Below are 24,876 nucleotides of genomic sequence, written 5' to 3'. Positions count from 1 at the left end.
CCATGACCACGGATGAAGCCATCATCGCCCATGCGGCTGCCCGGCGTCTGAGGGCGCTCTATGACGCCTATCGGGCGAGCAGCCGCGCCCACGCGCTGGTGCTGCGTCGCCTCGCCGAGCGGCTGCAGGCCGACGACCCGCGATTCGAGGCCAGGTCCCGCGAGCTGCTCGAGCGCGTGGCGCTCTCGCGCCAAACCGATCTGGCCTTCGCCATCCGAAGCGAGCACGTCCGGCGACGACTGCTTCGCCTGCGAGAGGAGTACCCCCTTCCATGACCACCTTCGACGCGACCCAGGCGGCGCGCCTCCCCGATCGCGACTACTACGACTTCGTGTTCGCCAGCGTGGAGGCAGCGCGACGTCGGATATGGGTGTCGCTGTTCATCTGTGACATCCGCCCATCGCGTGACCTCGAGGGCCAGGTGCTCGATCTGGTGACCGCGCTGATCGTTCGATGCGCGGTCGGAGTCGACGTGCGGGTGCTGCTCAATGGCGTGGCGGCCACGCCCGACATCGACGTGGCCAACCTGGCGACGGGGACGTTCCTCCACCGCCATCGCGTACCCCACCGCCGCGTGATGCAGCTCGGCAATCGTCGAGGCTCTCACGCCAAGCTGGTGATCTGCGACGACGTGGCCGTGGTGGGCAGCCAGAACTGGACCGACGACGGCCTGCGGCAGAACCTCGAGGACGCCATCATCGTGGCTGGCGACGCCACCGAGCTGCTGGCAGCCGACTTCCTCGCGCTGTGGGAGCGAGGGAAGGGACTACCGGCGTGCCCCTGAGCGTGACCTCGGTGGAGCCGCTGGTCGACCGGTGGTCGAGCGTGGGCCTCGTCTCCTGGACCGCGACCGAGAAGGCGATGGTCGTCGATGCTCTGTTGGAGCTCTCCGCCCTGGTCACGCCGCGCGTGGTGCCCGACGAGCCCCGCGCGATGGCGCGTGAGCAGGACGTCCTGCTCGCACGCACGATCGCGGCGCTGGAGGCCTGGCTCGGTCGAGCCGCGGCGGCGCTGCGTCGCGACCTCGGGATCGACACGCCCATGCTCGTGCCCGGCACCACGCGCCGAGCCCTTGGTCTACGCAGTGCCACCCGGGCCGAGCTCGAGGCGCTGCCCGGCGTGGGCGACGAGCTCGCAGATGCGATTGCCCACCACCTGGCCCTCCATCCCGAGCTGGCCGACGTGGGCGATCTGCTCGAGGTGGACGGGATCGGGACCCAGCGCCTGGGCTTGCTGCGTCGCCTGACCTACCTCGACCGGCCTCGCATTCGCCTGGTCTCCCCCTCGCTGTGGTCGTTTGCCCTGGAGCCTCGCGTCGAGACCTACCTCGAGCTGCTCGAGCAGACCGACCTGGTGCTGTCGTTCGGCGATCACACGGCGCTCGAGCGCAGGATGCCGACGCTGGGACTCACCATGCCGCAGCGGCTGACCCAGACGCTCGCGCTGGTGGCCGAGCACACCCAGCACCAGGCCGCGATGGTCGACGGCGTCCTCGCCAGCGAGGCGCTGCGCTCGCTCGAGCGCCACGAGCGGCGCGCGGCGATGCTGGGCCGGCTCTCGCCCGTCAGCGGCAAGCTCCTGGTCAACGCGAGCTACGTGTCCGTGGTCGAGGACGTGATCCACGCCGCCACGAGCCGAGTGAGCCTGCTGATGTTCCTGGGTACGACCGCGATCGACACCGCCGAACGACCCGGGCCCCTCGCGCTGATCGAGGCGCTCGAGGCCGCCCGCGACCGAGGCGTGCAGGTACGCGTGATCCTCGACCAGGACGACGGCGGCGAGCCCTACGGCAGCGCGTGGATCAATCGCCCGCTGCTCCAGCGCCTGCGCGACAGCGGCGTGGAGGCCCGCTTCGATCGCGAGGACGTGCTGCTGCACTCCAAGGTGCTCGCGGTCGATCGCTACACGGTGGTGGTGGGCAGCCACAACTGGACCCGCACGGGCTTCCACGACGCGCAGGAGCTGAGCGTGCTGCTACGGGGCGAGGCGGTCGCGCAGGCGTTCGAGGCCCGCTTCGACGCGCTGTGGCACTCGCTCCCGGGCTGAGTCCTTCCACGCTCGTTCCATGGTCCGAGGGACGCCCCGAGCCGAGGCCCGAGGCGTCCCTCCAACGCAATCCCCCGACGTGTCCCTGCTCCGCTCATTGCCCCCGAGCGCTCGAGAAGCAGGGACGAAGCTCAATTCTTCATGCACTCGGTGAGGTGCGAGACCGTCTCGTAGCGCACGTAGTCACACGTGGTCCGCACGTCGGGCACCGAGGTGTAGGCGTAGGAGATCGGGCCGGTCACCAAGGTCTGCGGCAGGTCGGGCCGCACGTGCCAGTCGATGATCCTCCAGCTGTCGCCAGGCAGGCGGATGAGCCCCTGCACATCGGCGCCCACCCGGCAGATCCGCATCTCGGCGATCGTGCTCTGCCAGGGCTGCTCGCCGATCTGGCTGACCGAGTCGTCGGTGCTCTTGGACACGATGTTCACCACCGGATCGGTCATGTTGCCGATGCCCATGTGGTAGCTGTTGACGTTGGGCGCAAGCGGGTCGCGGACCATGATGCCGCCGATGCGGTAGGGGTCACCGGGCGCCGTGGGCTCGCCCGCGAGGTTGGTGACCTCCACGAACGCGGTCATCATGAAGTCGCCCTCGACGGTCTTGTTGAGGTGGAACGCCTCGTTGCCGTAGTACCAAACGGTGTTGCCGTTGGGCTCGATGAACAGCTCGCCGTCGGACACGCCGTAGTTGGCGTCCTGCGGGTGGTGCACGTCCCAGCTCGACAGATCGCCGTCGAACTCGTCGCCGAGCGACGCCAGCGGATCGGGCTCGCTGCCGCCGTCTCCGCCCTCCCCGTCGTCGCCGCCGCCCTCGAACGAGCCGCAGGCGACCGCGTGGTAGACCACGTAGATGCTGCCGTCGAGGTTCCCCACGGTGCGGCTGGTGTGCGCGGCACCGCCGAGCTCCACGTCGACCAGCGGGTACTGGCCGGGCGCCACCGTGTACTCGCCATTGACGTCGCGAGGCAGCGGCTCGCTGCCGATGTAGAGGTGCTCCTCGTCGAGGACGTAGTCGCCGACGCGATCGAAGGCGATGTTCGCAGTCGCGCCGTCGTAGCTCACCGTCAGGTGACCCACCAGCTCGCCACGGCCCAGGTCGCACTGACCGGCCGCCGCGTAGACGGGCCACTGCATCGAGGTACCCGGCAGGATCGGACCGTTGGTCCAGCCCCAGCGGCTGATGTCGTCGTCGACCCCGTCGCCGTCGAAGTCGGCGCCGATGAAGCAGGTCTCTTGCCCGTTGCCCGCGAGCGCAAACGCGGTCTCGCACTGGGCCTTGGGCGGGGGCGGAGGCTCGGGCTCGCCCTTGCACTCGAGCGTCATGTTGAAGTACTCGGCCCAGCTACCCTTGGTGACGATGCGCTCGCCGTCACCCCAGGCGGTCTCGTTCTGGTAGGTGCCGTTGGCCTTGGCCTTGCGCACCGCGGCGTGAGCGGCAAGGTAGGCGTTGACCGGATCACAAGCGGTGTCGGCCCCATCGAGGTCCAGCTCGCACAGCGGGACCGCGAAGTTTCGCGAGGTACCGCTCGCGCCGCTGGCGTACGGGAAGTGACCGATCTGCGGGTTGCCCTTCTTGTTGGCCGGGATGTCGGAGAGCTCGTCGCCCACCGCGAGATGAGCCTCGACGATCTCCCACCCGCCAGTGGTCTGGTAGGTGACGTTCATGACGCCCGTCGCCCCGGCGCCACACTGGGCCGAGGTGTCGACGGTGTTGTCGATCGACACGCAGACCGAGCCAGCATCGATGGTCTGTCCCGCGTAGAGCGGGACGCATGTGCTGTCACCGACGACCTCGACCATCCGGGCGCTGCCGAAGCCCTCGATGTCGCCATCGTCGTCTCCGATCGCGCAACCGGCTCCAATGCCGAAGCTCGCGACCAGAGCGACCCACTGAAGACGAGTGCGTAGCGACCGAGCAGTGTTGGTGTGCATTTTCGATTCCCCCGACTCCGCGGGCTTGGGCCCGCCCGTGTCATTAGCAGGGGTCGTGCCAACACGAATTACGCTGCGGGGTCTGCGGCGCCGCGCGAGCGCAGGGCTTCGTCGATCGAGCCAAGTGTGCCGTATGAGGCAAGCTATGCCGGGATTGGAGAGCGATCGCGGAGTTCACGCGCTTCCGGATCCATGAAGGGAATCCTCCTTCTTGCAACCACTTTGTATGTCGATCCATGACAAGGCGACTGGTCACCTGACAACTCGAGTTGCCCCATCGAGCTCAGGGGGGAAGGACCTTGCCCGGGTTGAACAACCCGGTGGGATCGAGCGCCTGCTTGATCCCCCGCATCATCTGCAGCTCGCCGGGGCTGCGCGAGTGGTGCAGGTGCGCGCGCTTGAGCAGGCCGATCCCGTGCTCGGCCGAGACGCTGCCGTGGTGCTCGGCGACCAGCGCGTAGGTGTGCTCGTCGAACGCCTTGCACCGCGCCGCAAAGGCCTGCGGGTCCTCGCGCTCGGGCTGCAGGAGGTTCAGGTGCAGGTTGCCGTCGCCGATGTGGCCGAACACCACCGCCTCCACGCCGGGCAGCGCCTCGACCACCCGCCGGCGCCATGCGGCGAGGAACCGCGGCAGCTCGGCCACCGGAACCGAGACGTCGCTCTTGTGCGGCCGGTGGCGATGCAGCGACTCGCTGGTGTCCTCGCGCAGCGCCCATAGCTCGCGCGCCTGGCTCCCGTTGGCGGCCAGCACGGCGTCGGCGATCAGCCCTTGCTCTTGAGCGTCGGCGAGGCACTCGGCGAGCGCGTCGGCGGTGGCCTCGTGCGCCGCGTCGCCGGGCTCCGGGACCTCGACCTCGATGAGCGCATGCTGGGGGCTCGGGGGGTCGAACGGCCCCTTGCCCTGCATGCCGCGATGCTCGAGCACGCGGCGCAAGCAGCCCTGGTCGAAGCACTCGAACGCCTGGAGGGTCAGGCCATGGGCCTGCACTCGGGCGAACAGCTCGAGCACGCGCGCCTCGTCGGGCACGGCACACAGCGCCACCACCAGCCCCGCCGGCGGCGCGCACAGCCGCAGCGTGGCCTCGACCACGACCCCGAGCGTCCCCTCGGCACCGATGAACAGCTGCCGCAGATCGTAGCCGGTGTTGTCCTTGACCAGGCCTCCGCCCAGGCGCAGGCACTCGCCCGAGGCCACGACCACGCGCAGCCCCTGCACCCAGCTACGGGTGAGGCCATAGCGCAGCACCTTCACCCCGCCCGCGTTGGTGGCGATCGAGCCGCCGATGTGGGCCGAGCCCTTGGCGGCAAAGTCCACCGGATACATCAGGCCATGCTCGGCGGCGGCGAGCTGCACCGCCTCGACCGTGGCCCCGGCCTCGCACCGCAGGAGGCGGGCGGCGGGATCGACCTCGAGGATCCGATGCATGCGCTGCAGCGACAGCACCACCTCGCCACGCGTGGCCGTGGCGGCGCCGCACAGGCCCGTGCGACCGCCCGAGGGCACGATGGCCGCGCCATGGGCCGCGCACGCGCGCACCACCGCCTGCACCTGCTCGACCGTGCGCGGCAGCGCCACCACGCTCGGCGCCACCGGCCAGTCGCCGCGGCAGCGGTCGGTGCCGTAGTAGGCGAGGTCGTCACCTTCCGTGACGAGCTCCTCGGACGCGAGGGCGGCACGGAGATCGACCAGGAGCGCGGGCGGCAGCGCGGTGGTTGGCTCGGACATCGGCGGCGGCAGGGTAGCCCGTTCGAGCGCGTCGCCTGGTGGCCGGCCCGAATCGTGGCTCGAAGGGGCCTTTTTCCCGGTTTGCGGCCCGCGACCGGCGAAGCCCGCGAAAACACCGTACGCTCGGCCCAATGGCCAAGCGTGGCGCTTCCAACCTCTTCACTGCCGCCATGTCGTGGAGCACCCTTCGCGCGATGGGTGGGTGGCGCTACGAGGGCGAGCTGCCCGCGCCGCGCAAGGCGGTATGCCTGGCCGTGCCGCACAGCTCCAACCTCGACGGGTTGTTGTTGGTGGCGCTGGCGCAGTCGATCGGGATGTCGATCTCCTGGATGGTCAAGGACTCGATGGGCAAGCCTCCGCACGGCTGGGTGGTCAAGGGCGTCGGCGGCGTCCCCATCGAGCGCTCGCGACCTCACGGGGTGGTGGGACAGATGATCGAGGAGTTCGCGCGTCGCGACGACTTCTACCTGGTGATCCCGCCCGAGGGCACGCGCAGCCGGGTGGAGTACTGGAAGTCGGGCTTCTATCACATCGCTCTCGGAGCCGAGGTACCCGTGCTGCCGGGGTACCTCGACTTTCGTCGCAAGGTCGGGGGCTTCGGCCCGCCGATCACGCTCACCGGCGACGTGCGAGCGGACATGGACGCGATCCGCGAGTTCTACGGACCCGACGTGGCGGCGATGGCCCAGCACCCGGAGCGCATCGGGCCGATGCGCATGCGCGAGGAAGAACGCGGCGACGCCGAGGGATAGGCCGGGCGCACTACGGCCCCGTGTAGATCACATACGACGAATTCGTCTCGTGCAGCACCACGCTCACGAGCCCCGGGAGCTTGGGCGCCAGCCGCTCCCAGATCCACGCCGCGATCAGCTCGCTCGTGGGGTTCTCCAGCCCCTCGATCTCGTTGAGCACGTGGTGATCGAGCCGCTTTCGCAGCGGCTCGAACGCGTCTCGGATCACCGCGTAGTCCGTCACCCACCCCAGCTGCGGATCCACCGGCTTGCTCACGTGGATCTCGCAGCGATAGCTGTGCCCGTGCATGCGTCGACACTTGTGCTCCGGCGGCACGTGGGGAAGGAAGTGGGCCGCCTCGAAGCGGATGTTGGTGACGACGGTGGTGCTCACGGGCGGACGCGGACTATAGGGTTGACCCCGGTTGCCCGCAACCCTATACGAGAGGATGAGTGGGCACCTCCACGATCGAGCTGTTCAAGGAGGCGATGAAGTTCTCGGCCGGGCACTTCACGATCTTCTCCGCGACGCGAAGGGAACGCCTGCACGGCCACAACTTCACCGTCTACTGCGCCCTCACCGGCGAGGTCGACGCCAACGGCCTGCTCGGCGACTACGTCTTCTACCGCCAGCGCCTCATCGACCTGTGCCGCGAGTGGAACGAGGTGTTCTTGCTGCCCGGCCGCTCGCCCCACCTCCGCATCGAGCACGACCACGAGGCTGGTCGCGTGAACGCGATCTTCGCCGGCCAGGTGATCCCCTTCCTCGCGTCCGACGTGCTGGTGCTGCCCGTCACCAACGTCACCGTCGAGGAGCTGTCCCGCGCCCTGCTCGACGAGCTGCTGCGCGATCGAGAGGTGCTGGCCCGCGACCGCATTCGCGAGGTGGTGATCAAGGTCGGCAGCGGTCCCGGCCAGATGGCCTCGTGCCGGTGGAGCGAAGGAACATGAATGCAGACCAGACCCAGCCGCAAGCCCAGCCGCGAGCGCCGGGGATCGCGATCGTCACCGGGGCGAGCAGCGGCATCGGACGCGCCACCGTGGAGCGGTTGCTTCGCCAGGGATGGCGCGTGCACGCGGCGGCTCGTCGAGGGTGCGACGTGCCCGGGGCGGTGGCGCACGCGGTGGATCTGACCGCCTCCGAGGGCGTGCGTGCCCTGGTGGACGCCGTGCGGCCGGCCCTGGGTGGTGGAGAGCGCGTGGCCGTGGTGCACAACGCGGCGGTGATGGAGTCCGATGCCGCCGATCGCATCGACGAGTCCACGTGGGAGCGAGCGATGCGGCTGAACGTGACGGTGCCGGCGTTGCTCACCGCGGCGCTGGCCGATCGGCTGGGGCCGGGGTCGGCCGTGATCTACATCGGCTCCACGCTCAGCGAGAAGGCGGTGGCCGGGCGGCTGTCGTACTGCACCAGCAAGCATGCGCTGGTGGGCCTGATGCGCGGCACGGTGCAGGACTTCTTCGGCCGGGGCGTGCATGCGGTGTGCGTGTGCCCGGGCTTCACCGACACCGAGATGCTGCGACCCGTGCTCGATGCCAACCCGGGGCTCGAAGCGGCGCTGACGGCCAACGTCGCGTTCGGTCGGTTGATCCGGCCCGAGGAGATCGCCGATCTGGTCGCGTACTGCATCGACCAGCCGATGCTCAACGGGGCGGTGCTCCACGCCAACCTGGGTCAGCGCGAGACCTGATCCGCTCGACCAACGGCCCGCGGTCAGCTGACCTCGACGATCGCCCCGCTCACGGTGGCGATCCCGGCCTGGGGCCTACCCACTGGCCGGTCGACCCCGACGTCGCCTCACTGCGTCTCAGGTCTTCGTGACGACGTTGCTCGTGACGTGGGGGAACATGTAGTGCACTCCACCGATCACGAACACCATCGTGATGTTCTGGGTGTAGGCCAGGTACGGATAGGTCGTGCCGCCATCGGTCGAGAGCAACCAGTACGAGGCCGCGTACGACGTCACGTTGGCCTGGCGCTGCTCGAACGGGATGTTCATCGTCTGCCCCTGGTTGCCCGTCGAGACGTCCCAGCGAATGAAGTAATTGGGCCTGATCAGCGCGACCGCGTCCTGGAGGGGCTTGTTGGGGTTCGCCGTCAGGTCGGGGTGCGGATTCTGGTAGTTGGACGGATCGTCGAGCTTCGTGGTGTAGGGGGTCGTGTCGAGCCCCGTCGGGGTCGGCAGCACGGAGCTGGAATCGGGGATCAGCTTCGAGGGGTCGGCCACGGCGGTCGGAGGCGTGAAGCTCCCGAGCGCGAGGATCGAATTGCCGTGCGGGATCGACATCTGCTTGGCGATCGTGATGCCCGGAGGCTGTTGGTTGGGATCGTCGAGCTTGATCGCGGACCCGGGCGGCGGCGGGTAGGGACCCACCAGCTTCTTGCCGGTCAGCAGGTTCAGCCACGCTCCGTTCTCCACGTGCACGATCTGACCCGTGCCTGGACCCTCGGCAAAGTAGACCTGCTGCTGGTAGAACAGAGCCGTGGGGACCTGGAGGGTATCGCTCCCCCGATTCGGCGCCGTGGCGGGCAAGGCAACGTCGGAATTGGTGTTGAACTGAACGGTCTCGTAGAGCTTGAAGTTCTTGAGGATGTAGTTCGGAGGGGCCTGCGGCAGTGGCATCACATTGTAGGACAACGGGTTCGAGGTCGAGCCCTCGCCGCCCTTCGCGTTGGGCAAGGCCAAGTTGGTCCATGTGCCCATGAGCATCGTTTGGAATTCATTGAGACCGTTCGGAATGGCGGCAACTGGCATCACGACTCTCCTCTCGATACGAGCGGGCTCGTGGTCGTCACCGAGCGCCAAGCGCGGGTCTTCGACCTGGCCCCACCGACCGAAGCATGCACTCATCATGACGAGCGCACGCCCGGCACCATCACTTCACCATGCGAAAGTGTGGTTATCATGAGCGTATGAGCGTGTCAACGACCGCTTCGGAGCTCGTCATCCGAGGCTGCCGAGGCTCCTGCAGATCCTGTTCGATCGGGCTCGAGGTCGGTGTGACGGATGGAACAATGATTCACCACGCTCTGCGCCATTGCCCTGCCCATGCGATACGCCCCGACATACGAATGACCCATCACGTGCAATCGTCTGCAACGAACTGAAATCGTCTGAAATCGTCTGCAACAGCGTGCAATCGCCGATGTTCGTTTCCATCGTCATCGACCTCGGGTAGGATGGTCTTCTCTCGAGTTCGTTGCCGAGCGAGGCGCGTTCGCGAAATCGCACCGATTCGACCAAGGAGCAGCGACCATGCCCAAGTATCGCATTCCCAAGCTCAGCGACGAAGAGAAGCACTTCAGGGACCACATCAACAAGACCTGGGATCGTGACAAGGCCCTGAGCGAGCTGAAGTCCGCCCTACAACTGGCGGTGGAGGTCGAGCTCGCGACCATTCCGATCTACCTCTATACCTACTACTCCATCGACCGCAAGCCCAACCGCTTTCCCGACACGCCGCTGTCGCGCTGGGCCGACGAGGCCGGCGCGCTGATCATGAGCGTGGCGGTGGAAGAGATGCTGCACATGTCGCTGGCGTCAAACATCCTCTACTCGCTCGGCGGCGAGCCGCAGCTCTACAAGCACTCGCCCGGCCCCTATCCCACCAACTTGCCCCATCACGATCGCCTCGGGCCCGACGCCAGGCCGCTGGAGATTCCCCTGGCCAAGCTCTCGTTCGAGCAATTGTGGCGGTTCCTCGAGATCGAATACCCGGCCAAGCCCAAGGGCGACAAGCCGCAGGGGAACAACTGGGACACCATCGGCCAGCTCTACTCCTACATCCGCTGCATCATCGAGTCGAAGTGGATTGACGACAAGGACTTCCAGGTCCGCGGAACGACACGAGAGGCCATCGACCACCAGATCCAGTCCACCAACTACTCGCCCAACAACATCGACACGGCCTACCCCAAGGCCAAGTTCGCCTACTCCAGCCCGCCGCCGGTGGGCAAGCCGGGCTCGGCCTCCGAGGTCGTGGTGTTCACCAACGCCGGCGACGACGCGCTGCCCGAACCCAAGAAGCGTCCCAAGCCCCATCCCGACGACGGGCACTACGTCCGCGCGCTGATCTCCATCACCAACGAGCAGGATGCGCTCGCAGCCATCGCGACGATCGACTTCGAGGGCGAGGGCTGGAACTCCTCGGCCTACGACGACGCTACCGACCACGAGCACTCGCACTTCTACAAGTACCTCATCGTGCAGTCCAAGCTCGTCGGCTACCCCGATCACGACGACTGGCTCGCCATTCGGCAGCTCGACCATGCGATCTTGCCGCCCAAGCCCGAGGTGCAGCTCGGCCCGCAGGAGCTCGGCCAGATCGTGTTCAACCTGCCGCCCAACCCGGTGGCGGCGAGCTGGCCCGCCGGGCGCAAGGCCGTGGCCAACCTCGCCAGCGCCCTCTATCAGTACATGCTGATCATGAGCGAGACCGTGTTCCGCGTGCCCACGACGGAGCAGAAGGTCTACTTCAACCGCTCGATGCACATGTCGATGATCTGGATCCTCGACAAGCTGCTGCAGGCCATGCGCAAGGTCCCCCTCTACGGCGACGAGGTCAGCCCGCTGCCCGACTGCAACCTGCGGCTGTCGTGCCCGTTCGACAACATCGACCTCGGGGATCGGTCCCAGGCGTACGCCAACCTCGCAGCCATGGCCGCGGAGGTCGACGCCGCCTACGGCCAGGAGAGCTGGTACCAGGCCTCCGACATCGGTGACTACGTCAAGATGATCCCCACGCTGCCCGACGTCAGCCCGTACTGGGCGCAGCCGCCGAGCCCCTACGCCGGCGCCCCGCGCTTTCCCGCGAGCCCGCCGGCGCAGATCCCCAACGGTGGCTCGCGTCACGCCTGCATGGGCCTGAACTCCTGCCGCAACCAGGGCCGGACCCTCGACAACGCCTGCGCCGGCCAGGGCTACTGCTCGACGGCGCTCGAGTACAACGGCGCCAACCCGCAGCAGGGCCGGGTCTCGGACCACACCTGCCACGTCAAGAACGACTGCGCCGGTCAGGGCGGCTGCGGGCTCTATGGCACTCCCGACGAGCAGGAGAGCCCCGGGGCCAACGATTGCCGCTCGCTCGGATCCTGCGCCACGCCGATCAACGCCGAGCGCTTCAGCACGGCGGGCAGCAACCAGGGCAAGAGCGTGTGGCTTCGGGCTCGCGAGGTCTTCGCCAAGGAAGCATGGCCCGCGCTGCGCGAGCGGAACCCGGCGTTGCCCCCGACGCCGCCGCCGGTCCCCGGTACGCCCAATGACCCGGACCTGTTCGCCTACGGTCCCACCATCGAGTGGATCGAGGACTACAGCGGTCAGGGCATGACGGCCTGCGGTGCCAGCGGCCTGAGCGGGGCGGGGAGCTGCGCCTGAGCGAGCGCGACGATACGTTGCGCAGCCCCGCGCTGGCCGGGCTCCCGCGCCTGGGCCTCGGCGTGGGCCTGCGCAACGTCCACTTCGGCGAGATCCTCGAGCGCTGGCCGGCGATCGACTGGTTCGAGGCGATCTCGGAGAACTTCTTGGACTCCGGCGGTCGTCCGCGCCATGTCATCCGCCGCATCGCCGAGCGCTACCCCGTGGTCCTGCACGGGGTCTCGCTGTCGATCGGCAGCACCGACCCCCTGCGCCGCCCCTACCTCGCCCGCCTGCGGGCGTTGGCCGACGAGCTCGACGCGCGCTGGGTCAGCGACCACCTGTGCTGGACCGGCATCGGCGGCCACAACAGCCACGACCTGCTGCCGCTGCCGCTGCACGAGGACACCCTCGCCCACGTGGCGGCCCGCGTACGCGTGGTTCAAGACATCCTCGAGCGCCCGCTCGTGCTCGAGAACCCCAGCACCTACGTCAGCTTCGCCGGCAGCTCCATGCACGAGGCCGAGTTCCTGCGGGCGCTGTGCGACGAGACCCACTGCGGTCTGTTGCTCGACGTCAACAACGTCTACGTCTCGTGCTTCAACGCCGGCACCGATCCCTGGGACTACCTCGAGCGCGTACCCTGGGAGCGCGTGGTGCAGCTCCACCTCGCCGGTCACCAGCACTGCGAGACGCACATCGTCGACACCCACGATCGCCCGGTGAGCCCCGAGGTCTGGCCGCTCTTCGCCCACGCCTGGCAACGCAGCGAGGGCGCCGCCACCTTGCTCGAGTGGGATGGGCAGGTGCCCGCCCTCGATCGCGTGCACGCCGAGGTCCTGCGGGCCCGCGAGCACATCGACGATGCTCGCCCGCCGATGCCCGCCCCGTCGGTGCTCGCCGAGCCCGAGGCCGAGCGCCCCTCCACGCCCGTCGACTTCCTGGTGCCCGCGGTCATGGCCGGCGTCCGCTTGCACGAGCAACGCGAGGAGGTCGGATGAGCACCCGCAAGCCGCTCCAGCGGGTGCAGGCGCAGTTCTTCGCGGCCCTCGTCGGTGCGGACCAGGCCTCGACCGATGCATGCGCCGAGCAGCTCCTCGACTCCCCGCGCCTCGGCGCCCGCGCGCGCCTGCACGTCTATCAGCGCAGCTACATCCTGCGCCTCCAAAGCTGCCTCGCCGAGCAATTCCCCGCGCTCCGACACGCCGTTGGCCCGGAGCTGTTCGCCGACTTCGCGCGGGAATACCTGCGCGAGTGCCCGTCGCAGAGCCACAGCCTCTATGACCTCGGCAACCGCTTCCCCGACTGGCTCGAGCACGATCGTCCCGATCGCGACGAGCCCCCCGAGGCACGCGAGGTCTGGGTCGATTTCATGGTCGACCTCGCCCGCTACGAGCACGCCCTGTTTCGGCTCTACGACGCACCCGGCCACGAGGGCCACCCCTGGCCCTCCTTGGCGATCGACGACGCCGCGCTCACGCTCCAGCCCTGCTTCGCCCTCGTCGCCAGCCGCTTCGAGGTCGCGGCCTACTACCACGCCGTCCGCGACGGCCGCGATCCCCCGCTCCCGCCGCAGCGACCCAGCTACGTGGCCATCGCCCGCAAGGACTACCTGACCAGCAGCTTCCCGATCACCGCCGTGCACTTCGAGCTCCTGAGGCTCATGCAAGGCGGTGCCAGCGTGACCGAGGCCCTCGCCCGGATTGCCGACGCTCGGGGACGGAGCCTCGAGGAGGTCTGGCGCTCTTGGACCACGCAGGTTCGCGGACCGTGGATCCGCGCAGGCTTCTTCGTCGCACGCCGAGCGTAGGAAGCGATCGGTACTCCGACCCACGAGGAAGATCCTCGCGCATGGGGTGGACGAACCATGCCGCGAGCATTCAGGCCAGCCGAGCTGCGAATGAAACACTTCGAAATCGGACGAAACGGAGTGAAATCCCTCGCGTGGCGTGTTGCGATCGAATTTGAAGTGACTCGCGTCGACGATTCGATCTAAGCTGCGTGCTGGTAATCTCGTTGGCTCGCTCGCGTCGCCCCATCGTGCCGTGAGCTCCGACGTCACTCGGTGATCGACACTCGCATCCGTGGTGCTCCGCCTCCGGAGCCCACCGAGGACGCACGACCATGACCCAGGGCTCATTCACCGTCGCCGACTACTTGCTCACCCGTCTGCAGCAGCTCGAGGTCCGGCACGTCTTCCAGATCCCCGGCGACTACGTCAAGCACTTCACGCAGGCGCTCGAGCACTTCGACGGGGTCGATGCCATCGGTGCCATCAACGAGCTCGATGCAGCCTATGCGGCCGACGCCTATGCGCGCACGCGTGGACTCGGGGCGGTATCGCTACAATTCGGAGTGAGCACCTTCATCGCGCTCAATGCAATCGCGGGCGCATGGGTCGAGCGCAGCCCGGTCGTGGTGATCAGCGCCACCCCCGGGGCGGACATGCGCAAGATCACCGAGATGTACGAGGTGCTCTATCACCACTCCACGGGCAACCTCGATGCCGATCGCGAGGTCTACGCAAAGGTCACCGTCAAGGCGATCACGCTCTCCACCAACGAAGGCGCCGCCGACCAGATCGACGAGCTGCTCGTCGACGCCATCACCCACCGGCGACCGGTCTACATCGCCTGCTACAAGGAGGTGTGGGGCCAGCCCTGCCGGCGCCCACCGGAAGCACCGCTGCAGCCGCGGGCCCTGCCCAGCCCCCCGCAGGAGCTCGCCGACGCGGTCGAGCAGGCCTGGACGCAGCTCGCCGCCGCCAAGCAGCCGCTCATCCTCGCGGGGGTGGAGGTGCTCCGCTTCGGGCTGTCCCCGCTGCTGCAGCAGCTCATCCACGCCAGCGGCTACCTCTACACCACCACCACCCTGGGCAAGACCGTGCTCGACGAGGGCGGCCCCAAGCACATCGGCACCTACTCCGACGTGGCCTCGGTCGAGTCGGTGCGCAAGGTGGTCGCGGAGGCCGACTGCGTGCTCACGCTCGGCGCCATCATCACCGACGACTACGTCGACTTCATCGAGAGCAAGTACGCCAACATGGTCCTGGCCACGAGCGCGGGCGTGCGGGTGGGCTACTTTCCGTACCCCGGCGTACGGATGAAGGACTTCATGGAGGCCCTGCTCGCGCGCTTCGAGGCCACCAAGGGGTATCCGCTCCCCGTCGAGGCGCCGCCGCAGCCCGAGCCCTGGACCCGCAACTCCGACCCCAAGTACGACGCGCACCCGCAGGTCATCACCTACAACCGGTTCTTCCAGCACACGCTCGCGTTCCTGAAGGACCAGCAGCTGCTGGGCGAGATCGTGTGGACCTTCGGGGTGAGCTCGGCGCTCTACGTGGCCACCAACGCCTGCGGCCTGGCTCGAAACAGCTTCCTGTCCTCGGCCGCGTGGCAGATCATCGGGTTCGAGACGGGGGCCGCCGCGGGTGCCCAGCTCGGCAGCGGCAAGCGGGCCTTCACGGTGGCCGGTGACGGGGGCTTCATGGAGGTCTGTCAGTCGCTGTCGACACTGGCGCGCAACGGGCTCGACGCGGTGATCTTCGTGATGAGCAACCAGGTCTACGCCATCGAGCAGGTGTTCGTGGACCTGAGCGCGTTCGAGCCCGGTCCCCAGCACGAGTTCGACACCTTCGACGTGCTGCCCAAGTGGGACTATCTGGCGCTCGCCCAGGCGTTCGGTGCGGTCGGCATGCGCGTCGAGACCATCGCCGAGCTCGAGGCCGCGCTTCCGCGCATCAAGGACGTCAAGGGCAAGCCGGTGCTGGTCGAGGTCGTGATTCCAGAGAAGGACCTGCCCGATCAGATGCGCCGGCTCGGGCTCCCATAGCAACGAAGGCACTCGGAGGACCATCATGACGGACAAGAACAAGCACTACTCGATCTTCGGGGCGGGGGCGGCTGGGCTCTACACCGCCTGGCGCCTGCTCAACGGCAAGCTCGACCCCAACAAGAAGGGGCTCGCGTCCAAGCAGCTCCGCAGGGGCGACGTGCTCGAGCTCTACGACTGGGGGCGCTACGACTTCGTCAAGGGGTCCAAGCTGTACTCCGGCACGCGATCCGCCGGAGCGCGCGTGTGCACGTGGTTCTACCAGAACGACCCCCAGAGCTCCTACGTAGAGCTCGGCGGCATGCGCTACTCCTACTGGAACAGCAAGGCCAAGGATGCCAACGGCGGCCTGGCGCCGGGCCACCGGGTGGTCACCAAGGTGATCTCGATGCTGGGTCTGGACGAGCTCTCGGTGCCGTTCAACGTGACCAACGACCAGCTCTTCTATTTGCGGAGCCGCAACTTCTACCTGAACGAGATCTCGTCCAACGATCCCGCCCCGTACGCCGCCAGCGGCTTCGGGGCCTCGACGACGCCCGATCAGGGCTTCTCCATCGTCGAGAACCTCGCGGTGAGCGGGCCCATGACTCGCAAGCAGTGGTGTGAGTTCTACGCCACCGGGACGATCACGGCTCGGCTACCCGACACCTGCGTGTTCCAGCAGGGCGACCGGCTCGAGGACATCGGCTACTGGAACCTGCTCTACGACCAGCTCGGCAGCGAGGGCTACGAGTACGCCGCCGACGGCAACGGCTACAGCTCCAACGTCATCAACACCCACGCGGGGGTGTCGTTCAACATCAACAACGAGTTCACGCCCGGCACCCAGTACCGCACGCTGTCGATCGGCTACTCGGGCATGTTCAGCAAGCTCTTCGATGCCATCCTGGCGCTCGCCAAGAAGAAGGGGATCACGTTCCGCTACCACCCCGACACGCGCCTGCACTCGATCCTGTGGAAGGGCGGCAAGGCGGCCTTCACCTACGCCTCGCGGAAGCACCCCAACCACGCCGCGGGCCACGGCGAGGCCGATGCGGCCTGGCTGGCGATGCCTCCGGCGGCGATCGATCTCGTGGCCCAGGCCACGCGCTACCAGCGGCATCCCAAGGCGACCGACGTGCTCAACGAAGAGAGGGTCTCGCTCTACCTCGAGTCCGCGATCCTCCAGCCCTCGTACAAGATCGGCATGTTCTTCGACCACGCCTGGTGGGCGCCAGACGCCGAGAATCCCGCGCCCTACCCCGCAAAGATCACCGGCTACGAGGTCACGCCGCACGTGATCGCGGCGCTCGCGACGAAGAAGTTCCCCCCCAAGGTCCTCCATGCGATGGCGAGCGAGACGGTCGACTACGTGCCGTTCGAGACGCTCGAAGCGCTGGTCGCCGCGATCGAGGCCATCACCGAGACGCCGCTGACCATCGCCCAGACCAAGCAGCTCGGCGCGGCGGCCCGGCGCGACACCATCGGCCCGAGCGTGACCAACTCGCCGATCCGCATGGTCGTCTACTTCGGCAACAACGCGCGCGATCAGGACCCGAAGCGCAAGAAGGTCTACGGCATCCTCGCCAGCTACGACGACGAGGACAACACCGCCTTCTGGCGCGAGCTCGAGCTCGGGCCCAAGAAGCAGCGCGAGAAGCCGGTCTCGCAGGACCTCCAGCCGCTCGAGGGTCCGCGCGCGGTGCCAGAGCGCATGACGAAGATGCTGCGCCGGATGCTGGCCGAGCTGCACTACGGGCCCAATTCGAGCTACACCGCGGTGCCCAAGCCGCTCGAGGCCGCGTACATGGACTGGTCGCTGCCGCCGTTCAACGCCGGGTATCACGAGTGGGCGCCGCACTTCGACATCGGCGACGTGCAGCGGAAGATCCGCAAGCCCTCGCAGCTCGTGCCCAAGGTCGACGCCGAGATCTTCATCGTCGGCGAGGCCTTCTCCAACGACCAAGCGTGGGTCGAGGGAGCGTACTGCACGGCGGAGTCGGTGCTGAACGACTTCTTCGGCATCGTGCCGATCATCGACGACAAGGAGTATCCCTTCATCTGCCCGGAGCGGTAGGCCCGGGTGCCGTACGGATTGTCGGCTCGCTCGTCGGGTGGTCGATGTGGCTGGTGTCGCTGTGGCACGGCCACGGCGAGCGGCGAGCGTCACTCGTCGTCGGGCTCGTGGCCGCGGGCGGAGGCCTGCACGGCCACCTCGGGCGGAGGCCAGTCGGGGGCGTCGTCGGCCGTGGTGGCGTGCATGTCGATGAAGTGGTGGATGAAGCCGCAGCTGGTGCAGGCCTTGGCCAGGATCGGCGCGGCATGGGTGAAGCCGCCCGAGGGGTTGACGAAGCGCAGCGTGCTCATGCGCAGGGGCAGGGGCTGCCGATCGTTGCGCCCGGCGAACACGGCCACGGGCAGCAGCGCGCCGCCGCACACGGTGCACTTGCGGCCGACCGAGTCGTGGCGACGCTCGCGATCCTCGGCCCGGGCCGCACGAGCCTTGGCGCGCTCCTCGGCCAGCTCGTCGCGGAGCTCCCCGTTCTCCCGCGTGAGCTCGGCGAGCTGGAGCTCCAGCGCTTGCCGGTCGTCACGGTAGGCCACCGAGGCAGGGTAGCATCTCGCCCGTCCGGCCATGCAAGAGACCCCTTCCCAGTACCGCGCTCGTCGCTGCACGGCCCCCGACTGCGGGCTGCGCTTTCCGGTGACCGATGGCAGCCCCCTGGGGTCGACGTGCCCCCTGTGCCGAGCACCGACCGAGTGGGTCGATGCGGCGTATGTCACCCACGGGGTGAGCTCCCCCGATGCATCCCTCCCGAGGGCGGAAGCCTCGGCTCCGGAACCGAGCGATGGGTCGAGGCTACGAGTGGAAGCACTGCTCGACAACATTCGCAGCCTTCGCAACGTGGGATCGATGTTTCGCACCGCGGACGGGGCGGGCGTCTCCCACCTCCATCTGGGCGGGGTCACGCCCACTCCCGAGCACCCCAAGCTGGCCAAGACCGCGCTGGGAGCCGAGCGCTCGGTGCCATGGTCGCGGCACCTCGACGCGTGCGCGGCCGCGGGGGAGCTGTGCGCGGCCGGCCGACGGCTATGGGCGCTGGAGGGAGGACCACGATCGGTGTCGATCTTCGATCCGTCGGTCGCCCGTGCGGCCGCGGAGCTGCGAGCCAGCGGTGACACGGTGGTGCTGGTGCTCGGACACGAGGTCTCGGGGGTGGACCCGCGCATCGTCGATCTGTGCGAGCGGGTGATCCACCTGCCCATGGTGGGGATCAAGGACTCGCTCAACGTCTCGGTTGCGCTCGGGGTGGCGGCGTACTTGCTGCGCTTTGGGCCCGGCGCAGACCCCGTCGCTCCGCATTAGCCGATTTCTTGCGTGGCCTTCGGGGCGCGTGCCAGCGTCCCCGCGTGACGGAGGAACCCTCCCTCTCTTCCGAGCCCGAGTCCGGACGGCGTGCGTCGTCCCGGGCGCTGGGCCGACGCATGCTCGGCTGGCTTCGCCGCAACGCCTACCTGGGTCTGGCCGTCGGCGCAGTGCTGGTGGTGACCGAGGCGGTCGACTTCTCGCCGCCCCCCGAGGTGCGGGTGGGCAAGGGCGACGTGGCGCAGCTGGTGGGCGACGCTCCGCCGCAGGAGTTCTCGCCCGAGCTGGCCAACCCACAGGCGGTGCAGCTTCGCGCCACGCTGCGGCTCTACCCCGACTCCGAGCTCGAGGTGGCCGCGCCCGATCCCGAGACGGACACGCAGGGCAAGCTGCTGTCGCAGCCGGTGGTGACCACGCTGCTGGGCATGAACGCGACCGTCGAACAGACCCTGCGCCTGGATGCGGGCGAGCTCGAGGTGGATCTGGTGCTGCACGCGACGCCGCGCCTGGGGCAGGCCCCGCGCGGCAGCAAGGCCCCGGCCCCGCTCACCCTGGAGCACGAGCTGCGAGTGCAGAGCCGTCGCTCGGATTGGTGGCGCAGCCTTCCGCGCAAGCGCGTGCACCTCGACAGCCGCGGGCTGCTCACCCGGGTGGAGGAGGATGGCTTTCGCCTGGTCTTCACCGTCGACGACCACCTGTTCAGCCTCGACCTCGAGCTCCATCGCGCGGCGGCGGGGCTGCGCGACCCCGCCACCCTGGCCGGCGGTCGCTGACGAGGCCACTTCCATTCCGGCCCGATCGGGAGCGCAGCCGCGTCACCCGGCCGGCGGCCGCGGTCGCAACCGCCGCGGGTCCGGCTGCGGTACAGTGGGCCGCATGAAGGCGCGGGGGTTGGCATGGTTGGTCGTGGGCATGGTGACGAGTGCGTGCGGAGGCGACGACGCACCGGCGGACGGGAGCGGTCCCGGTACCAGCGAGGGCACGGCACCCACCACCACCCCCGAGACCGCCTCGGGTGAGGGGACGGCCGACGGCACCGACGACACGGCCGATGCGACGGCCGACGACACGTCGAGCGAGAACGTGCGGCCCAACTGGCACGAGGACATCGCGCCGCTGGTGGCCGAGCACTGCTCCACCTGCCACACGACGGGGGGCATCGGGCCCTATCCGATGGAGGACTACGAGCAGACGCGCCCGCTGGCGCCGATCATGGCGCTGCAAGCCCAGGCCCGGATCATGCCGCCCTGGCACGCGGTGGAGACCGACGAGTGCCAGCCGCCGGCGGCGTTCAAGCACGACGCGCGCATCACCGAGGAGCAGATCCAGCTGCTGCAGGACTGGTCCGCCCTTGGTGCGCCCGAGGGCGACCCGGCCCTGGCGGCGCCGATTCCCCCGCCGCCCTCGCTCGACCTGGCCAATCCCACCACCACGATCGGCATGGGCAGCTCGGTCGAGATCGAGGCACAGGGCTCGACCCTCGACTTCTTCCACTGCCTGAGCTTCGACCCCGGCCACACGCAGGAGGTCTATCTCGACGGCATGCAGGTGATCCCCGGAAACGCAGCGATCGCTCACCACGTGGTGATCTACGTGGATCTCGACGGGACCTCGGCGAGCTGGCCGGGCGGGATCTCGACCAACTGCGGCGGCGGAGCGGGCGTGTCCAACGTGCAGATGGTGGGGGCATGGACGCCGGGCAACCTGCCCACGGAGACGCCCGAGGGGGTGGGCATCCGACTGCCGGTGGGAGCGCGGATCGTGTTCAACTATCACTATCACGCGGCCGTCACCGGGCCCCAGACGGACGACTCCAGCGCGTTGGCGCTGCGCTGGAGCACCACGCCGCCGACCTACATCGCCGACTTCCAGCTCATCGGCGCTCCCGGCTTCGGCAGCTCGACCACGTCGCCGTTCTTGATCCCGGCCGGGGCCACCGGCCACGAGGAGATCATCGAGTACGCGGTGCCCAACATCGGCAACGTGGACGTGCGGGTGTTCTCGATCCTGAACCACATGCACAAGGTGGGGGTGGACATGAAGACCTCGGTGCTGCGCGGCGGGCAGGATCTGTGCCTGGTGCAGACCCCCAACTGGGACTTCAACTGGCAGCGCGGCTACGAGTACGACGTGCCGATCGATCAGGCGTTCCAGGTGCAGAGCGGCGACGTGGTGCGGGTGCGTTGCACCTACGACAACACGCTCGACAACCCCGCGGTGGTCGAGGCGCTCGAAGAGGTGGGACTCGACGAGCCGCAGAACGTGACGCTCGGAGAGGCCACGCTCGACGAGATGTGCGTGGCCGGCGTGGGCGTGGCGGTACGCGTGGGGCTGTAGGCAGACGTCGTTGGCGCGCGAGGGTGCGAGCCGGGGGACTCGAACCCCCACGCCTCTCGGCACTGGAACCTAAATCCAGCGCGTCTACCAATTTCGCCAGGCTCGCGAGAACCGGCCCATGGTACGCGGACGGGAGCGCGGGGTCGAGGTACCCTCCGGTCCATCATGCCGAGACCACTTCGCTGGGGGGTGCGACCGCTTCGCTTCACGTCCTTGGCCGTGGGGGCCGTCCTCGGCGGGTCGTTGCTGGCCTGCTCGGGCGGCGACCCCTACAGCGACCGTCCGCCGGCTCCGGCGTCCCCGGACGGCGCCGCCGCGGTCCCGGACGGCAGTGCGCCCCCGGCCCCCAGCGGCGTGCCGAGCCGGCACGAGGACGGCAAGCCGCTGGGCAAGGTGCTCGACGACGCTCCGCTGCCGCTGACGAAGATGCTGGGTCGGGACCCCGCCGAGGCAGAGGCGTTCCTGGGGCCGCACCTGCCCAACTCCAAGGGACGCATGAAGGACACCTGCGTGCGCTACCTTCCCGAGGGGCGCACGTGGTTCAAGTGCCGCTTTGCGTGGCAGGTGTACTCGGACCGAACCGGCACCTTCAAGACGATCGAGATCGTGTTCGAGGACGGCAAGGTGGCCGGCGTGGCGTTCGAGGGGCTCCCGGGCACGGGCGACTTCGATCCCCGGGTGGCCTTGAGGAAGGTGGGACTCGAGCTTCCGGGCGAGCCGAAGATCGAGGAGCCCGAGGCCAACGTGAAGACGTGGAGCTGGTGGAACAACGAGGCACGGCTGCTGGTGCACGGCCGGCAGTACCGCGTGCGGGTGTCGGCGGTCAGCGGGCAGTGGCCCACGGCCAAGGTGGAGATCATCCTCAACGATACGCTGAGCGAGGACGAGAAGGCGCGGGTGTTCGATCCGCAGGTCGGGCCCGACGGCGCGGGGGCGGCTCCGCCCGGCGAGTAGTCGCGGTGCGCTACATCAGCACCGCGGGCTCGAGCCGCTGCGACTGCCCGATCTCGGGCAGCGCCCACGGGGCGAAGCCATCGGAGGTCCAGGCCATGATCGTGAAGGTACAGCCGGGGCGCTCGTCGTGGAGCGAGAAGCGAACGGCGGTGGGCAGCGCGATGCCGGGCGCGACACCGGCATCGACCGCGACGATCTCGGTGGTGATGCAGGCGGACTCGAACGTCTGGCCCTCGTGGAAGCGGAGGTCGCGTCGGAACATGCGGTCGAGCGGAGCGGCGAGCCAGGGGCGATCCTCGGTGCGCAGCTCGATGGTGTTGGGCCCGATGCGCGTCGCGGTGAGGGCCGAGGGGCCCGCGTAGAGCCAGCGCACACGGGCGGGGAAGACCTCGCCTTCGCCGCGGTGCACCGCGAGCGCACGCGCGTAGATCATCACCAGGTCGCTGGGGGCGTTCACCAGCACCACCGTGTGATCCACCACCTCGGGTCCGCGCGGGAGCTTGGCGAGCGCACGCTCGGCCAGGCCGTGGACCCACGCACTGCTGCGCACGCGCAGCGGCATCAGCACGGGTGAGATCACCAGGTGCAGCGCGACGAGCCCCCCGGCCACGAAGCGGTGCGCCCGGCTCTCGCCCTCGCGGCGCAGCCAGGGGATGAGATCGGCCACGAACGCGCAGCCACCCAGGCTCAGGATGACGAGGCCGCGATCGGTGGGGACCGAGGTGCCCGCGGTGAAGCACGACAGCAGCAGGCCGAGGCCCCACATGCGGGTGATGAAGTCCACGCGCAGCCGCTCGCGAGCCAGCCACCAAAGCAGCCCCACGAACGGGATCGCGGTCACGAACGCGACCAGGTCGGCCCCCGGGATCGAGGCCAGCGGGTCGAGCACGGCCAGGCCCAGGCGGGCGGCGAGCATGGGGGCGGCCTGGGTGACCGTGCGGGCGGCGTAGTTGGCCGAGTCGGAGGTGGGATCGAGGTACATCCCGCTGTGATCGGCGCCGTATCCCAGCAGTTCGAAGGCCACGCGCCAGGCGATCGCGACCACGGCGTAGGGCGCCAGCGACCAGAAGCGTCGCCGGCCGCGGTCGAGCACGAGCGTGTAGGCCAGGAGGTAGCCGCCGGCCGCGACCGTGCCTTCGTTGGACAGCAGCGCCACCGCGAACGTCAGCGGCGCCAGCACGGCGCCCGGGACGAACCCCTGCGCGCGCCAGCGATGGTGCAGGTGCAAGGCGGCCGTGACGAAGGTGGCGCCGATGATCGCGTTGCGGGCCGACAGCCAGCCCACGTCCATCGCGTGGGCCTGCGACAGGCCGAAGATCAGCGCGGCCAGGGCGGCGCGCGCGGGATCGCCGGTCAGCGCGTGGTAGAGCCGCTGGACCAGGAAGACCAGCAGGCCGTACCAGAGGATGCTGTGCAGGTGCATCAGCCAAGGCAGGCGCGGCCACGCCGAGTAGTCGAGCAGGTGGGTGAGCGCGGCCACCGGGCGCATCAGGTCGAGCTTCACCCCCGGCTCGGACCACCAGGGCAGATCGCCGTCGGGCACGAACGGCGTGCGGGGGCCGTGCTCGCCGAAGAAGGTGAAGGCCGAGGTCGAGAGCGCCAGCGGGTCGTCGGCTCGCGCCGCGTGGAACAGGTCGTCGAGCTCGATCCCGTTGACCAGGGCCGGCAGGCACACCAGCATCGCGATCACCGGCACCCAGGGCTGGGCGCGGAGCCATAGCTGGGCGAGGCGCGGCCGCGGGTTGGTGCGCACACGGGGAGCCTACGCCCGCCGGCCGAAACAGGAAAACGTGACGCGAAGGGCGGTCGAGTCGGGCGGAGTGGGGGATACTGATCGCGTGCCGGCCTCCTACCGCGAGATCCTCGAGGCTCCCACGCTCGCCGAGCGCCGTGCGGTGTGGCGACGGCTACGGGCGCCGGGGTACCGTGGATCCACGCGCATCGCTCAGGTGATGGCGGTCACGCTGGTACCGGCCGTGCTCGCGCTGTGGCACGCGGGCCCGTGGGGCTGGAAGGCGCTCGGGGCGGCGGTGGGGGCAGTGCTCGTGGGCGCGTCGGTGGTGTACTTCAGTCACCGCTTTCCCATGCACCATCCCATGCGCGGATTGGGGCTGCTCTACGACCTCCACACGCGATGCCACCACATGGTGTTTCGCGAGGGCCAGACCGAGATCGAGAGCATCGACGACGTCGACATGGTGATGATGCCCTGGCGCGAGGCCGCGGCGATCGGCTGGGTGCTCGCTCCCCTGCTCACGGTGCCCTGGTGGCTGGTGCTCGGGACCGAGGCTGCGCTGGTCTACTACGCGGTGGCGGTGCTCTACTACCTCGCCTACGAGCTGGTGCACCTCGCCTCGCACTTGCGCGTGGGCGGGCCGCTCGATCGCGTGCCCGTGCTGGGATGGTTGCTGCGTCACCACCGGCGGCACCACGCGTGGGCCGTGATGCATCACGGGAACTTCTCGATGTTGATCCCGCTGTGGGACTGGCTCTTGGGGACGCTGGTGACCGGGCCCAGGGAGACGAGCGGCCCGCGCTAGGCCTAAAACAAGCGCTTGCGGTAGGCAGTCCGCCCGCTCACGACGCCGGGCTGCTGAGCGCGTGAGTCCCCTTCCGAAGC

The 24,876-nt window shown here is 68.8% G+C and carries 22 protein-coding genes and 1 tRNA gene; 16 read left to right on the top strand and 7 right to left on the bottom strand.

The window, feature by feature from the left end; translation table 11 throughout:
- Positions 1–2: 2 nt before the first annotated feature.
- From OEB96_RS07635 to OEB96_RS07625, 3 genes are read left to right on the top strand one after another with little or no spacing between them, the layout of a single operon-like run.
- A complete protein-coding gene (locus tag OEB96_RS07635; protein ID WP_266214805.1) occupies positions 3–275 on the top strand; it encodes a hypothetical protein in 273 nt (90 codons plus the stop codon).
- A complete protein-coding gene (locus tag OEB96_RS07630) occupies positions 272–784 on the top strand; it encodes a phospholipase D family protein (RefSeq protein ID WP_266214804.1) in 513 nt (170 codons plus the stop codon). The genes OEB96_RS07635 and OEB96_RS07630 overlap by 4 nt, the downstream gene beginning before the upstream one ends.
- Positions 775–2,046, top strand: coding sequence for a phospholipase D-like domain-containing protein (locus OEB96_RS07625; protein WP_266214803.1), 1,272 nt, complete (start codon positions 775–777; stop codon positions 2,044–2,046). Before OEB96_RS07630 ends, OEB96_RS07625 begins: the two co-directional genes overlap by 10 nt.
- Positions 2,047–2,177: 131 nt before the next feature.
- Here OEB96_RS07625 and OEB96_RS07620 read toward each other — a convergent pair whose 3' ends face one another.
- On the bottom strand, positions 2,178–3,977 hold the full coding sequence (locus OEB96_RS07620) for a hypothetical protein (protein WP_266214802.1): 1,800 nt from the start codon (positions 3,975–3,977) through the stop codon (positions 2,178–2,180).
- Positions 3,978–4,260: 283 nt separating this feature from the next.
- Complete coding sequence (locus tag OEB96_RS07615) at positions 4,261–5,703, bottom strand: FAD-binding oxidoreductase (protein WP_266214801.1); 1,443 nt, start codon at positions 5,701–5,703, stop codon at positions 4,261–4,263.
- Positions 5,704–5,873: 170 nt separating this feature from the next.
- On the opposite strand from OEB96_RS07615, the gene OEB96_RS07610 reads away from it, so the two are divergent.
- Positions 5,874–6,455, top strand: coding sequence for a 1-acyl-sn-glycerol-3-phosphate acyltransferase (locus OEB96_RS07610; RefSeq protein ID WP_266214800.1), 582 nt, complete (start codon positions 5,874–5,876; stop codon positions 6,453–6,455).
- A 10-nt stretch (positions 6,456–6,465) separates the two neighbouring features.
- Here OEB96_RS07610 and queD read toward each other — a convergent pair whose 3' ends face one another.
- Positions 6,466–6,828, bottom strand: a complete 363-nt coding sequence (gene queD / locus OEB96_RS07605; protein ID WP_266214799.1) for a 6-carboxytetrahydropterin synthase QueD — start codon at positions 6,826–6,828, stop codon at positions 6,466–6,468.
- A gap of 59 nt (positions 6,829–6,887) precedes the next feature.
- On the opposite strand from queD, the gene OEB96_RS07600 reads away from it, so the two are divergent.
- Both OEB96_RS07600 and OEB96_RS07595 read left to right on the top strand, forming a co-directional pair.
- Positions 6,888–7,385, top strand: a complete 498-nt coding sequence (locus OEB96_RS07600) for a 6-pyruvoyl trahydropterin synthase family protein (protein ID WP_266214798.1) — start codon at positions 6,888–6,890, stop codon at positions 7,383–7,385.
- Positions 7,382–8,125, top strand: coding sequence for an SDR family NAD(P)-dependent oxidoreductase (locus OEB96_RS07595; RefSeq protein ID WP_266214797.1), 744 nt, complete (start codon positions 7,382–7,384; stop codon positions 8,123–8,125). Before OEB96_RS07600 ends, OEB96_RS07595 begins: the two co-directional genes overlap by 4 nt.
- A 117-nt stretch (positions 8,126–8,242) precedes the next feature.
- Here OEB96_RS07595 and OEB96_RS07590 read toward each other — a convergent pair whose 3' ends face one another.
- On the bottom strand, positions 8,243–9,139 hold the full coding sequence (locus OEB96_RS07590; protein ID WP_266214907.1) for a heme-binding protein: 897 nt from the start codon (positions 9,137–9,139) through the stop codon (positions 8,243–8,245).
- A gap of 552 nt (positions 9,140–9,691) precedes the next feature.
- Here OEB96_RS07590 and OEB96_RS07585 point away from each other — a divergent pair.
- From OEB96_RS07585 to OEB96_RS07565, 5 genes are all read left to right on the top strand, one after another.
- Positions 9,692–11,809: a ferritin-like domain-containing protein gene (locus tag OEB96_RS07585; protein WP_266214796.1), complete on the top strand. Its 2,118-nt coding sequence runs from the start codon at positions 9,692–9,694 to the stop codon at positions 11,807–11,809.
- Between the two features lie 17 nt (positions 11,810–11,826).
- Positions 11,827–12,789 carry an MNIO family bufferin maturase gene (gene bufB / locus OEB96_RS07580; RefSeq protein WP_266214795.1) on the top strand — a complete coding sequence of 321 codons (963 nt, stop codon included), beginning with the start codon at positions 11,827–11,829 and terminating at the stop codon, positions 12,787–12,789.
- Positions 12,786–13,598: an HvfC/BufC N-terminal domain-containing protein gene (locus tag OEB96_RS07575; protein WP_266214794.1), complete on the top strand. Its 813-nt coding sequence runs from the start codon at positions 12,786–12,788 to the stop codon at positions 13,596–13,598. Before bufB ends, OEB96_RS07575 begins: the two co-directional genes overlap by 4 nt.
- 314 nt (positions 13,599–13,912) lie before the next feature.
- Positions 13,913–15,619 (top strand): alpha-keto acid decarboxylase family protein, encoded by a 1,707-nt coding sequence (locus OEB96_RS07570; RefSeq protein WP_266214793.1) that lies wholly within the window; start codon positions 13,913–13,915, stop codon positions 15,617–15,619.
- 25 nt (positions 15,620–15,644) lie between these two features.
- Positions 15,645–17,675 carry a flavin monoamine oxidase family protein gene (locus tag OEB96_RS07565; RefSeq protein WP_266214792.1) on the top strand — a complete coding sequence of 677 codons (2,031 nt, stop codon included), beginning with the start codon at positions 15,645–15,647 and terminating at the stop codon, positions 17,673–17,675.
- 89 nt (positions 17,676–17,764) lie between these two features.
- Here OEB96_RS07565 and OEB96_RS07560 read toward each other — a convergent pair whose 3' ends face one another.
- On the bottom strand, positions 17,765–18,202 hold the full coding sequence (locus tag OEB96_RS07560) for a hypothetical protein (RefSeq protein ID WP_266214791.1): 438 nt from the start codon (positions 18,200–18,202) through the stop codon (positions 17,765–17,767).
- Between the two features lie 262 nt (positions 18,203–18,464).
- On the opposite strand from OEB96_RS07560, the gene OEB96_RS07555 reads away from it, so the two are divergent.
- The 3 genes from OEB96_RS07555 (at position 18,465) to OEB96_RS07545 (ending at position 21,302) form a co-directional block, all read left to right on the top strand.
- Entirely contained in the window at positions 18,465–18,965 is a 501-nt protein-coding gene (locus tag OEB96_RS07555; RefSeq protein ID WP_266214790.1) for a TrmH family RNA methyltransferase, read from the top strand.
- A 119-nt stretch (positions 18,966–19,084) separates the two neighbouring features.
- The gene (locus OEB96_RS07550) at positions 19,085–19,738 is read left to right on the top strand and encodes a hypothetical protein (protein ID WP_266214789.1); all 654 of its coding nucleotides are present in this window, start codon (positions 19,085–19,087) and stop codon (positions 19,736–19,738) included.
- Positions 19,739–19,841: 103 nt separating this feature from the next.
- Positions 19,842–21,302 (top strand): monooxygenase, encoded by a 1,461-nt coding sequence (locus tag OEB96_RS07545; RefSeq protein WP_266214788.1) that lies wholly within the window; start codon positions 19,842–19,844, stop codon positions 21,300–21,302.
- A 24-nt stretch (positions 21,303–21,326) separates the two neighbouring features.
- Here the strand turns inward: OEB96_RS07545 and OEB96_RS07540 are convergent.
- Positions 21,327–21,408, bottom strand: a tRNA-Leu gene (locus OEB96_RS07540).
- 59 nt (positions 21,409–21,467) lie between these two features.
- On the opposite strand from OEB96_RS07540, the gene OEB96_RS07535 reads away from it, so the two are divergent.
- On the top strand, positions 21,468–22,256 hold the full coding sequence (locus OEB96_RS07535; RefSeq protein ID WP_266214787.1) for a hypothetical protein: 789 nt from the start codon (positions 21,468–21,470) through the stop codon (positions 22,254–22,256).
- 10 nt (positions 22,257–22,266) lie between these two features.
- Here OEB96_RS07535 and OEB96_RS07530 read toward each other — a convergent pair whose 3' ends face one another.
- Positions 22,267–24,009, bottom strand: a complete 1,743-nt coding sequence (locus OEB96_RS07530; RefSeq protein ID WP_266214786.1) for a hypothetical protein — start codon at positions 24,007–24,009, stop codon at positions 22,267–22,269.
- An 85-nt stretch (positions 24,010–24,094) separates the two neighbouring features.
- Here OEB96_RS07530 and OEB96_RS07525 point away from each other — a divergent pair, with 85 nt between their 5' ends.
- On the top strand, positions 24,095–24,796 hold the full coding sequence (locus OEB96_RS07525; RefSeq protein ID WP_266214785.1) for a sterol desaturase family protein: 702 nt from the start codon (positions 24,095–24,097) through the stop codon (positions 24,794–24,796).
- Positions 24,797–24,876: the final 80 nt, after the last annotated feature.

It is taken from the genome of Paraliomyxa miuraensis, assembly GCF_026337845.1.
Taxonomy (GTDB): Bacteria; Myxococcota_A; Polyangia; order Nannocystales; family Nannocystaceae; genus Paraliomyxa; species Paraliomyxa miuraensis.
Note: the sequence above shows the minus strand (reverse complement) of the source record. Positions and strands in the feature narration are given on the sequence as shown.